9 protein-coding genes are annotated in these 12,000 nt (G+C 62.2%); 3 read left to right on the top strand and 6 right to left on the bottom strand.

Annotation, left to right across the window (positions count from 1 at the left end; translation table 11 throughout):
- Window positions 1–64: 64 nt before the first annotated feature.
- Genes ACF8GF_RS13430 through rfbC form a run of 4 tightly spaced genes read right to left on the bottom strand, consistent with a single transcriptional unit; the run spans window position 65 to window position 4,325 of the window.
- Complete coding sequence (locus ACF8GF_RS13430) at window positions 65–520, bottom strand: YiiD C-terminal domain-containing protein (RefSeq protein WP_176683640.1); 456 nt, start codon at window positions 518–520, stop codon at window positions 65–67.
- Entirely contained in the window at window positions 520–1,926 is a 1,407-nt protein-coding gene (locus ACF8GF_RS13425; RefSeq protein ID WP_392487987.1) for a sigma-54-dependent transcriptional regulator, read from the bottom strand. Before ACF8GF_RS13425 ends, ACF8GF_RS13430 begins: the two co-directional genes overlap by 1 nt.
- Window positions 1,923–3,737: an ATP-binding protein gene (locus ACF8GF_RS13420; RefSeq protein ID WP_176683638.1), complete on the bottom strand. Its 1,815-nt coding sequence runs from the start codon at window positions 3,735–3,737 to the stop codon at window positions 1,923–1,925. The genes ACF8GF_RS13425 and ACF8GF_RS13420 overlap by 4 nt, the downstream gene beginning before the upstream one ends.
- A gap of 42 nt (window positions 3,738–3,779) precedes the next feature.
- Complete coding sequence (rfbC, locus tag ACF8GF_RS13415; RefSeq protein WP_176683637.1) at window positions 3,780–4,325, bottom strand: dTDP-4-dehydrorhamnose 3,5-epimerase; 546 nt, start codon at window positions 4,323–4,325, stop codon at window positions 3,780–3,782.
- Between the two features lie 277 nt (window positions 4,326–4,602).
- Between rfbC and aguA the strand changes: the two genes are divergently transcribed.
- Window positions 4,603–5,709 (top strand): agmatine deiminase, encoded by a 1,107-nt coding sequence (gene aguA / locus ACF8GF_RS13410; protein ID WP_019438876.1) that lies wholly within the window; start codon window positions 4,603–4,605, stop codon window positions 5,707–5,709.
- A 193-nt stretch (window positions 5,710–5,902) separates the two neighbouring features.
- Window positions 5,903–6,100, top strand: coding sequence for a hypothetical protein (locus tag ACF8GF_RS13405; protein ID WP_080671093.1), 198 nt, complete (start codon window positions 5,903–5,905; stop codon window positions 6,098–6,100).
- Between the two features lie 66 nt (window positions 6,101–6,166).
- Here the strand turns inward: ACF8GF_RS13405 and ACF8GF_RS13400 are convergent, their stop codons facing one another.
- Entirely contained in the window at window positions 6,167–8,236 is a 2,070-nt protein-coding gene (locus ACF8GF_RS13400; protein ID WP_176683636.1) for a TonB-dependent siderophore receptor, read from the bottom strand.
- 474 nt (window positions 8,237–8,710) lie between these two features.
- On the opposite strand from ACF8GF_RS13400, the gene ACF8GF_RS13395 reads away from it, so the two are divergent.
- Window positions 8,711–10,030: an OprD family porin gene (locus tag ACF8GF_RS13395; RefSeq protein WP_392487986.1), complete on the top strand. Its 1,320-nt coding sequence runs from the start codon at window positions 8,711–8,713 to the stop codon at window positions 10,028–10,030.
- A gap of 151 nt (window positions 10,031–10,181) precedes the next feature.
- Here the strand turns inward: ACF8GF_RS13395 and ACF8GF_RS13390 are convergent, their stop codons facing one another.
- Window positions 10,182–11,852: an FMN-binding glutamate synthase family protein gene (locus tag ACF8GF_RS13390; RefSeq protein WP_392460608.1), complete on the bottom strand. Its 1,671-nt coding sequence runs from the start codon at window positions 11,850–11,852 to the stop codon at window positions 10,182–10,184.
- Window positions 11,853–12,000 lie beyond the last annotated feature (148 nt).

Genomic DNA, 12,000 nt, shown 5'->3' with positions numbered 1-12,000 from the left:
TCCCACAGGTTTTACGCCAGCCTTTGGGTTTTGTGCAGCGCAGTTGCTTTCAGCGGCTGCTGGGCTAGCGGTGCAGGACGTACTGGCCGCTGAACCTCACCGCCGGCTCGTCACTGCCGTCATTGCTCACCGTGGTCTCCAACGTCAACCGCGCCCGCCCACGACGCTGGTACATGGCCAGGAATCGCTCCCAGGTCTTTTCGTCGGGCGCTGCACAACGCGCCACCGCCGCACCGGTAACCGGCAACGGGTAGCTGATCTGCCCTTCCTGGATGACGATATGCCCGTCATCGATCCCCCGTTCACGCAGGCGCAGGTGCAGCCAGCCCCAACCCACCAGCACTGCTGCGCAGTACAGGCTGCCGCCGAACATGGTGCTTTTGTGGTTGACGTTGGCCGCCAGCGGCAGTTGCAGGCGCAGGGTGTGCTGCTGCCAATCGATCACTTCCAGGCCCATCTGGCGGGTCAGGGGGATGTCGCTGTGCAGTACGGACTGCAGGTACTGGCTATCGGTGCTCATTAACGGTTGTCCTCTTGATCGTCATGCCCGCCGCTGCCGCCGTCGAAGTTCAAGCCGTGCTTGCGCAGCTTGTCATGCAGGGTTTTGCGGGGGATACCCAGTGCTTCGGCCAGGCTCCGCATGGAGCCATGTGGCTGGGCCAGTTCAGCAGCGATCAGCGAGCGTTCGAACTGCTCGACCTGCTCGCTGAGGTTGCCGCTCAGCATGGGTGCTGCCGGTGCTGCTGCCGAGGGGGCCTGGCTATCCAGTGCCAGTTCCAGGCCAAGGGCGAAACGCTCGGCGGCGTTCTGTAGCTCGCGGACATTACCTGGCCAGTCATGACGCAGCAGCAGGGCGCGTTGCGCTGGCTGCAGCGCATGCGGCGACAGACCATGGCGTTGGCTGGCAGCATCGGCGAAATGCTGGAACAGCACCAGTATGTCGTCCCCGCGTTCGCGCAGTGGCGGAATACGCAGCGGCGCGACGTTCAGGCGGTAATACAGGTCCGCGCGGAATCGCCCTTGGTCGGCAGACTGACGCAGGTCTTCCTTGGTGGCGGCAATGATGCGGATATCGAGCGGGATCAACTGGTTGCCACCCAGTCGTTCGACCACCCGCTCCTGCAGCATGCGCAGCAACTTCACCTGCACATCCAGGCTCATGCTCTCGATTTCGTCGAGGAACAGCGTGCCGCCGTTGGCAAATTCGAACTTGCCGATACGGCGCTTCTGCGCGCCGGTGAACGCCCCGGGCTCGTGGCCGAACAGTTCGCTTTCGACCACCGATTCGGCCAGCGCGCCGGCGTTGATCGCCACGAATGGCCCTTCGCTGCGGCTGGACAGGTCGTGCAGGGCGCGAGCCACCACCTCTTTGCCAGCGCCGGTCTCGCCCAGAATCAACACATCGGCGCGGGTGCCGGCCAAGGCACCGATCTGCTCGCGAAGGCGCAGCATGGCCGGTGAATGGCCGACCAGACGGGCTGCCAGTTGCTGGCGGTCGCTCAGTGCCAGACGCAGGCTACGGTTGTCCAGCACCAGCCGGCGCAAGGCCAGGGCACGGCGTACGCTGTCGAGCAGGGCGTCTGTGGCAAAGGGTTTCTCCAGGAAGTCATAAGCCCCGGCGCGCATCGCCTGCACCGCCAGCGGCACATCGCCATGGCCGGTAATCAGCAGCACCGGCAGCTCGCTGTCACGGCCGTGCAGTTGTTCCAGCAACTGCAGGCCATCGATGCCCGGCATGCGGATGTCGCTGACCACCACGCCGGGCCAGTCGGCCTCGATACGCTCGGCCAGGCCTTGAGCTTCGGCCAGGGCGACTACCTTGAGCCCAGCCAGGTCCAGGGTCTGGCTCAAGGCTTGGCGCAGGTGGGGGTCATCGTCCACCAGGATGACCTGGGCTCGGCTGTCGATCAGTGTCTCGGTGGTCATGCCGAGGGGTCCTCCGAATTGGGCAAAGTAGCGCCAGACGCGGCCACACGCAGCTGGAGGGTCAGCATTGCGCCACCTTCCGGGTGGTTGGCCAGCAGCAGTTCACCGCCCAGGGCGCGCATCAGGCTTTCACAGATGGCCAGGCCCAGGCCCAGGCCCTGGGTACGGGTCTTGGTTGTGAAGAACGGCTCCTTGGCGTGCTCCAGGGCCTGGCGGCTGAAACCGGGGCCGTTGTCACGGATGTACAGGTAGACGCAGTCATCACGCTGCTCGGCACTTAGCCACAGGCGACGCGGGTTGGCTTTTTCAGTCAGGGCGTCGAGGGCATTGGCCAGCAGGTTGCCTAGCACCTGGCGCAGGCGGGTCTCGCCGGCCTGTACCCACAAGGTGGCTTCCGGCAGGTCGCGGATCAGCTCTACGGCCATCGCCCGGCGGCGCTTGGCCAGCAGCGCCAGGGCATCGTCCAGGGCCGGCTGCAGGGCCACGCTCTCCGGGGCATGGCGGTCACGACGGGCGAAGGCGCGCAGGTGGGCAATGATCGAGGCCATGCGCCCGGTCAGCTCGCCGATCAGCTTGAGGTTGCCGCGGGCGTCTTCGGTACGTTGGTGGTCGAGCAGGATTTCGGCGTTCTCCGCGTAGCTGCGGATGGCGGCCAGGGGCTGGTTCAACTCATGGCTGATACTGGCCGACATGGTGCCGAGAACCGACAGCTTGCCGGCCTGCACCAGTTCGTCCTGCGCGCGCACGGCCTCCTGCTGAGCGTTTTCGCGCTCCAGCACGGCATTTTTCAGGCGGGTGTTCAGGCCTTCAAGGTCGGCGGTACGTTCGGCCACGCGCTTTTCCAGTTCCTGGCGGCCACGGGCTTCGAAGTCGATGCGGTCGATGTAATGGCGTCGCCGTTGCATCACCAGGCCGGCCAACAACATCAGTACAAGCAGCGTACCGGCACCGATGGCCATGACCGTCTGCACCGAGCGATCAACCAGCGTGCGCGGGGCGAGGATGCTGACTTGCCAGCCGGTTTCCTTGATGTCGCGGGTCTGGGTGATCCAGGCCTGCGGGTTGAGAACCAGCGGCTGTGGGGCCTGGGTCGGATAGGGCTGGATGGCGATGATGGCCTGGCGCTCGGCGTCGGTCAGCGTGCGGGTAGCACGGAAGCGCCAGTCGGGCCGCGAAGTCAGGATGACCACGCCATTGTGATCGGTCAGCAACAGCTGCTCGGGCGTACGGCCCCACAGGGTTTCGGTGTGGTCGAGATCGACTTTGACCACCAGCACGCCGACGATCCGCTCGCGATCCCGCACGGCCGCGGCAAAGAAGTAGCCACGTTTGGCCGAGGTGGTGCCCTGGCCGAAGAAGCGGCCCAGGTGGCCGGCCATGGCTTCGTTGAAGTAGGGGCGGAAGGCGAAGTTTCTGCCGACGAAGGTGTCGTGCTTGTCCCAGTTCGAGGCGGCCAAGGTGTTGCCGCTGATGTCCATCAGGTACATCACCTCGGCACCGGTCTGTTGCACGATGTCCTTGAGCAGGCGGTTGGCGTTGGTCACCGCTTCCAGGCGGAAAGGATCGGCCAGTACATCACGCAGCGCCGGCAGGTCGCCGAGAATTTGCGGCAAGGTCTCGTAGCGGTGCAGGGTACCGAGCAAGTTGGCGACATACAGGTCGAGGGTCTGGCGGTTCTGCGAGGCCAGCTTTTCCTGGTAATAGCGCTCGGCCAAGTGATGCAGGGGCCACAACAATGGGGCCAGGCTCAGCGCCAGCAGGGCCAGGCTGCGCCAGCGGGGACGGCGTGGGGGCGTGGGTTTTGCAATCATCACGTAAATGCGCCAGAAAAGTCTGACGCAATTATGCGCTAGTTAAGGCAGCAGTTCCGCCTCTGCCAATGGCAGGCCTACCTTGTCCTTGTCCGATAACAGCGGTGGCTGCTGCAGCCCCCAGTCGATGTCCAGTTGCGGGTCGTCCCAGCGGATGCAGCGGTCGGCGTCAGGGTTGTAGTAGTCGGTGGTCTTGTAGAGGAACTCGGCCGATTCACTCATCACTGCAAAACCGTGGGCGAAGCCAGGTGGAATCCAAAGCTGGCGATGGTTGTCGGCCGACAGGTGCACCGCGACCCATTTGCCGAATGTTGGCGAGCTTTTGCGCACGTCCACGGCGATATCGCGGATTTCCCCGTGTACCACGCGCACCAGTTTGCCCTGGGTGTTTGCCACCTGGTAGTGCAGCCCGCGGAGCACGCCCTTGATGGAACGCGAGTGGTTGTCCTGGACGAACTCCACGTTCACGCCGGTTTGCTGTGAGAACTCACGGGCGTTGAATGCCTCGAAGAAAAAACCACGGCTGTCAGCGAACACCTTTGGCTCGATGATCAGTACTTCAGGGATTGCTGTAGGGGTGATGTTCATAGCGGCTCGCTGGCCCGTCGCTCAAGTATTGACCCTAGTCGGCCTTGCCGGGAATTTCCGCGCGTAGCTGTAACAGGATGCATAAGGTGTGGCTATGGTAGACAGCAGGCCGCTCCTTTCACCAGACCAGCGCTGACGTGTGCCGATTGTTATCGATTTAAATTCGCTGAATTGCGCGGAATTCTTCGATTTTCAGGCTTCAAATATCGATATATATCGGTTATAAATTGAAAAACGCCCCAGCTCACCCGGCTCAGGGCCATCACAGAGGTCACCCATGAAAACCCTCAACTCCACGCCCCGTGCCGATGGTTTCCACATGCCCGCCGAGTGGGCTCCACAAACTCAGGTATGGATGGTCTGGCCGGAGCGCCCGGACAACTGGCGCCTGGGCGGCAAGCCGGCGCAGGCTGCCCACGTAACCCTGGCCAAGGCCATTGCCCGTTTCGAACCTGTGACCGTCGCGGCCTCCGCTGGCCAGTACGAGAACGCTCGGCGCCAACTCGACCAGCCGAACATTCGCGTGGTTGAAATCAGCAATGACGATGCCTGGGTGCGTGACACCGGCCCTACCTTCGTCATCAACGACCATGGCGAAGTGCGCGGTGTAGATTGGGGCTTCAACGCCTGGGGCGGCTTCGATGGCGGCCTGTACGCACCCTGGAACCGCGACGAGGAACTGGCCGCCAAGGTGCTGGAAATGGAGCGCTGCCAGCGCTACCAGACCGAAGGTTTTGTGCTGGAAGGTGGTTCGATCCACGTAGACGGCGAAGGCACCGTGATCACCACTGAGGAATGCCTGCTCAACCGCAACCGCAACCCTCACCTGAGCCGCGAGCAGATCGAAGCGGTGCTGCGCGACCACTTGGCAGTCGACACCGTGGTGTGGCTGCCCGACGGCTTGTACAACGACGAAACCGACGGCCACGTCGACAACTTCTGCTGTTACGTGCGCCCGGGCGAAGTGTTACTGGCCTGGACCGATGATTCCAACGACCCCAATTACGCGCGCTGCCACGCAGCCATGGACGTGTTGAAGAACACCCGCGACGCCAAGGGCCGCGAGTTCATCGTGCACAAGATGCCGATCCCGGGCCCGCTGTTCGCCACTGCCGAAGAGTGCGCCGGTGTCGACCAGGTCGCCGGCAGCCAGGAGCGTGACCCGTCGGTGCGCCTGGCGGGTTCGTATGTGAACTTCCTGATCGTCAACGGTGGCATCATTGCCCCAAGCTTCGACGACCCGGCAGATGCTGAAGCCAGAGCGATCCTGGCAAGGATCTTCCCCGACCATGAGGTGGTGATGATCCCGGGCCGCGAGCTGCTCTTGGGTGGCGGCAACATTCACTGCCTGACCCAACAGCAGCCAGCGCCGGTCAAGCGCTGAGCGCATAATGGATAAAGAGGCCCGTCACATGACGGGCCTCTTTTTTGCGCGAGCGACGCCCGGAGGCCGAGCTGGCATACGTTTTGTATTGTTTTTCAAACAGATAGCGAGATGGCATGGCCAGGCCGCGCCTCTGATCTGTAACAATACCAACGTAAATTAGCCGCTCACGGGCCAGGGAGTACGTGTGGACATGAACGCAGCAAGTGAGTCGGCTTTGCGCCCATCGGCAGTTGATCGCCAATCGCTCAGGCTTGTGGCGAAGTGGTTGAAACACCATGGAAGCATCAGGGTCAGGACGACCGACCCACGACGTCTGCTTGCCGGGCGATACCCCCAAGGGTTGATCAGTGAAGCAGAGATGCAGGCGCTGATGGCGGTGTGGCACTGATCGATTGCACCTGTACCTGCCTCTCCGCGGGCTTGCCCGCTAAGAGGCAGGTACAGTCAACAAAGATCAGAAGCTGTAGCTACCCGTCACTACAAGGCTACGCGGATCGCCCACCTGGATCTGCGCCGCACTGGTCGCCGAGCTGTAATAGGTCTTGTCGGCAATGTTGCTCAACGCCGCCCGCACATCCCAGTCATGCGTACGGTAGCCCGCCAGCGCATCCCAGCGGCCGTACCCCGGCAACAACGTGGTGTTCTGGTTGTCCGCATAACGCTCGCCCACCAGTGTCAGCCCGGTTTCGGCGTACCAGCCCAGTTCTGGCTTCCAGGTCACGAACAGGCTGCCATTGCGCTTGGCCACGTCATTGATGCGGTTGCCTTCCTGGCCGTTCTTGTCCTTGACGATGGTCGCATCCTGCAGGCCAATGCCGCCGCGTACATACCAGTTGCCGACGATGTTGCCGGTGGCAGTCAGCTCGATGCCGCGTGAACGCTGCATGCCGCTGAGCAAGATGATGTTCGGGTCGTTCGGGTCGCGGGTGCGGCGGTTGTAAAGTTCCAGCTCGTAGATAGCCAGGGTGGTGGTCAGGCGCTGGTCCAACCAGTCGCTCTTTACGCCTATTTCTTTCTGCCGGGTCTCTTCCGGGTCGGTTTTATTGGTGTTGCCCTGTGCCCCTGGGGTGATGCCGATCAAGCCGCCACCCACCGGTGAGAAAGTTTTGCTCCACGAGGCGTAGAACGAATGGTCGCGCCATGGCGTGTAGACCACGCCCAGGCGTGGGCTGGTGCTGTTGCTGTCCTGCGGTTCGCGCAAGCCATCCTTGTTGGTGGTTTCCACTTCGAACTGGTCAAAGCGCACGCCGGCGAGAACCTGCCACTGATCGTTCAGGCGAATCTGGTCCTGCAGATAAACCCCGCGGCTGTCGACCACGGTGTGGTTGTTGCTCGATACCGCCAACGCACCATTGTGCGGCTGGCTGGGTTTGCCCAGGCCTGGCAGGTCCTGTCTGCCAGCGCTGTACAGCAACGGGTCGCGCCGCTGGTTGCCGAACTCCAGGCCCAGCAGCAGCTTGTGTTCAAGGCCCAAGGTGTCGAAGTCGCCCTCGGCCTCCAGGTTGTTGAACAGGTTGCGGGTGTTCAGGTCCTGCTGCCAGCGTTGGCGGGTCAAGGTATTGGTGCCGGCGTCGTAGCCCGTGACATAGGTGTTGTCGAACTCGCTGTCGAGTTTGAACAGGCCCAGGGTGTGGCGCAGTTGCCAGGTTTCGTTCAGCTGGTAGTTCAGCCGCGAACGCAGCGACTGGGCGCGATCATCGATGTAGTCGCGCTGGTCGCCGTAGGTGGTGCCGCGGCTGACGTCGGCGGGGCGACCATTGACCCCAGGAATGCCACGGTCGGGCGTGCGGTTGTAGCGGCTGTATTCATACTGCACCAGCCAGTTCAGGTCGGGGGTGATCTGCCAGCTGATCGACGGGGCGAACAGTTGGCGGCTGCCGTCGATACCATCGCGGAAGCTGTTGTTGTCCTGGTTGCCCATGTTCAGGCGCAGGCTGACCGTGTCGCTGGGGTCGGCGCTGAGGTCGGCATACAGGCTGCGCAGGTCTTCGCTGCCGGCCTGTGCTTCGATGGTCGAGCGGCGACCCGGCTCCGCTGCCTTGCTGACCCTGTTGACGATGCCGCCCTGGCTACCACGGCCATACAGCACCGCTGCCGGCCCCTTCAACACCTCGACCCGCTCGATGTTGTGCAAGTCGCGGATGTACTGGCTGTCGTCGCGGATACCGTCCAGGTAGAAGTCGTTGCTGGCCTCGAAGCCGCGGATGCGTACGCTGTCAAAACGGGTGTCGGCGCTGCTGCTGACGTTTGGGATGCCCTCCAGTGCCTTGCCCAGTGTGTTGCTGCCGTAGTCCAGCACATTGGCGGTTTTCACCGTATCGATGGCCTGCGGCACATAACGCACAGGCGTCGAAGTGCGGGTTGCGGTGCTCACCTCCTTGACCCGCGGGTTGTCCTTCTCGCGCTCGCTGTCGGCGGTAACCGACGACTCCGGCAGCGTGGTGGTGGCGGCACTGGCCAGGCTGGCGCTGAAAAGCAGCGACAGGCCGAGCGTCAGGGGTGAAAGGCGGCAGGGTACAAGCATGGGCACATTCAGACCGGGCAGTTGAAAATAAGGTGCGAATGGTAATGCTTGCTATTTGCTCTTGCTTGGGTATTTGTAAAGGGTTGTCTTTACATATGTATCTGTTTGTAACAGTCTCTGCGGCCACGCTTTGCCTGCGCACAGGAAATTGTCCGTTTGATCAAAAGGCAATTTCCTACACAAGATAAATTGCCCGCTGATAGCGCAAACCTGCATGAAAATGCACCGGATACGCCGAATTTCTTGGTTATATCAACCTGCATTTCACGACTTTTTGACATTTGTAATCTCGCGCGGCTAGGATTCGGCCAACGCCTGCTGGCCATGGTATTGGCCAGGCTGCTGCCAAGGGCCGCCGTGAACTTACCGGTTGGCCCGCCCGGCTGGATCCGCATAGCGTCGAACCTACGAAGGGGCGTTGGTTCCCGGCGTCATATTGCAGCGCGTTTTTGATTAAGAAATAAGGAAAACAACATGTTGAAAACCAGGACCAGCCTGGTCGCCCTGGCGATGATCGCCGCGACCCAGGCTCAGGCCAATGACCAGGCTGACAGCAAGGGTTTCATCGAGGACAGCCACGCCAACGTCCTTCTGCGCAACGCCTACATCAACCGTGACAAGAAGCATGGCACCGACGACCAGATCGAATGGGGCCAGGCGTTCATCGCCAACTTCTCCTCCGGCTTCACCCAGGGCACCGTTGGCGTCGGTGTCGACGCATTCGGCCTGTACGCCGTGCGCCTGGATGGCGGCAAAGGCCACAACGGTGGTGGCGGCGTCGACTTCTTCAAACCGCACGAAACCACCAATGCCGAAGGCAACGCCAGCTCGCCGCACAACCTGGCCCGTGGTGGTGCTGCAGTGAAATTCCGCATTTCCAACACCGTGCTGAAGTACGGTGACCAGATGCCAGCACTGCCAGTGCTGCAGTACGACGATGCACGTCTGTTGCCAGAAAGCTTCACCGGCACCCTGATCACCTCCAAAGAGATCCAGGGCCTGGAACTGAACGCTGGCCGCTTCACCCAGGAAGCGCGCAAGAGCGCCGAGCGCCGTGATGGTGGCGGCCTGAAGTCGATCAACGTCTTCGGTGGCAGCTACAAGTTCACCGACAACTTCACCGCTTCGCTGTACACCGCCGACAACGAAGACGTGATGAAGAAGCACTACCTGGGCTTGAACTACGTCTTCCCGATCGCCAGCGACCAGTCCCTGACCCTGGACTTCAACGGCTACAAGTCGGATATCAACAACAAGTACGTAAAAGCCGCAGGCTTGAACGGCGACTCCAACACCATCTGGAGCCTTGCAGCCACCTATGCGTACGGTGCGCACTCGTTCACCCTCGCTCACCAGCGCAGCACCGGCAGCACTGGCTACAACTACGGCTTCTACCAGAACGCCGGTGGCGTGGGTGACGGTGGTTCCACCATCTACCTGGCCAACTCGTACTGGTCCGACTTCAACGCCGAAGACGAGCGCTCCTGGCAGCTGGGCTACGGCCTGGACTTCGGTGCCTACGGCATTCCGGGCCTGACCTACAAGCTGGCCTACGTGGTGGGTGACAACATCAACACCCGCAACGTCGCCAACCCGCAAGGCTTTGGCGAAGGTAAAGAGCGCGAGATCTTCAACCAGATCCGTTACGTGGTGCAGGACGGCCCGGCCAAGGACCTGTCGATCAAACTGCGTAGCTCGTTCTTGCGTACCAACAACGCCGTGCAGCAGAACGGTTACAACGACGACGGCAACGAAGTCCGCGTATTCGTCGAGTACCCGATCAGCATCTTCTGATCCGCAGTTCTTTGCATGAAAGCTGGGGCCGCGCTGCGGCCCTTCGCGGGCTTGCCCGCTCCCACAGGTAAAGCGCCGCCTTCGATGGCGCTGCAAATTGTGGGAGCGGGCACGCCCGCGAAGGGCTGCAGGGCAGCCCCAGGCATGTTTGTCATGCAGGTTCAGTCTCTTCGTGGCGCAGTCTTGATGCCACAGTTCGTGTTGCAGTGTCTCCCGTCTCCGGCGCAAAACTGTCGCTACGCGCCATCCGCCACATCCGCGCATAAAACTCGCTTTCGATCGAGCCACTGAGTAGCTCGCCCGGCTTGAGGAATGTGTGCAAGTCCGAAAACAACCCGATTTCGCTGGGGCTGATGCGCCGCGCCAGGTGCTTGGGCTTGAGCTCCGAAGGGTGCTCCAGGCCTGCGGCAGCCAGCATCTCGGCCAGTGCGTGCAGTGTGTTGCGGTGGAAGCTGGCCACCCGTTCGGCCTTGTCTGGTACCACCAGGGCGCGCTGGCGCAGAGGGTCTTGGGTGGCCACGCCAGTCGGGCACTTGTTGGTGTGGCAGCTCTGCGACTGAATGCAGCCAATGGCAAACATGAAACCGCGTGCCGAGTTGACCCAGTCAGCGCCGATGGCCAATACGCTGGCAATGTCGAAGGCGCTGACGATCTTGCCCGCCGCACCAATGCGGATGCTGGAGCGCAGGTTCAGGCCGACCAACGTGTTGTGCACGAACATCAGGCCTTCGCGCATCGGCACGCCCATGTTGTCGCTGAACTCGCGAGGTGCCGCGCCGGTGCCGCCTTCTTTGCCGTCGACAACGATGAAGTCAGGGGTGATGCCGGTGGCGAGCATGGCCTTGGCAATGCCCATGAACTCCCATGGGTGGCCCAGGCAGAACTTGAAGCCCACGGGCTTGCCGCCCGAAAGCTCGCGCAGGCTGGCTACGAACTGCAGCAACTCCACTGGTGTGCGGAAGGCGCTGTGCGCCGCCGGCGAGATGCAATCCTCGCCTGCACGTACGCCACGGGTCTCGGCAATTTCGGGGCTGACCTTGTGCCCCGGTAAAATGCCGCCGTGGCCAGGCTTGGCGCCCTGGCTGAGCTTGATCTCGATCATCTTCACCTGTGCCGAGCGGGCCTGTTCGGCGAAGCGCTGTGGATCGAAACGACCGTCCTCGGTGCGGCAGCCGAAATAGCCGCTGCCGATTTCCCAGATCAGGTCGCCGCCGTGCTCACGGTGGTACGGGCTGATGCTGCCTTCGCCAGTGTCATGGGCAAACCGGCCCATGCGCGCGCCGCGGTTGAGCGCGGCGATGGCGTTGGCGCTGAGGGCGCCGAAACTCATCGCCGAGATGTTGAAGATCGAGGCCGAGTAGGGCATTCGGCATTGCGGCCCGCCGATGGCAATGCGGAACGAGGCAGGGTCTGGCGTGGCCACCGGCAGCATGGAATGGCTGATGAACTCGAAACCAGGTTGGTAGGCGTCGTTGAGCGTGCCGAATGCTTTCTCGGCGCTTTCGTTCTTGGCGCGGGCGTAGACCAGCGAGCGTTGCGAGCGGGAGAACGGCAGCTTGTCGTCGTCACCTTCGATCAGGTACTGGCGGATTTCCGGGCGGATGGTTTCGATCAGGTAACGGATATTGCCCAGGATCGGGTAATTGCGTCGCACCGCATGGTGGCTTTGGCGCAGGTCATTCAGACCGACCAGGCTGAGCAGCGCGGTGATCAGCGTTACCGGCCACAGCCAGGCATGTTGGGCCAGCAGGGGCAGGCTGGCGAAAGTGAAGACAAGGCAGAGTACGAGGCAGGCGTAGCGGCTGGGAAGAGAGTGTTTCATGGGTCCATCGCAGGCAGGATGACCGGGCATAGGATAGGCAAACGCAGGGGACGGAAAACCTGGGTAACCGGTAAAAGACTGTTACCTGATTGCGAATTCCCAGGCCTGCGCAGCCCTATGTTGTGGGCGGCCTTGTGTCGCGATGGGC

The sequence above is a fragment of the Pseudomonas sp. yb_5 genome (assembly GCF_043103865.1).
GTDB classification, from domain to species: Bacteria; Pseudomonadota; Gammaproteobacteria; order Pseudomonadales; family Pseudomonadaceae; genus Aquipseudomonas; species Aquipseudomonas putida_Y.
The sequence above is the reverse complement of the archived record's forward strand: the minus strand, read 5'-3'. Positions and strand labels throughout refer to the sequence as shown.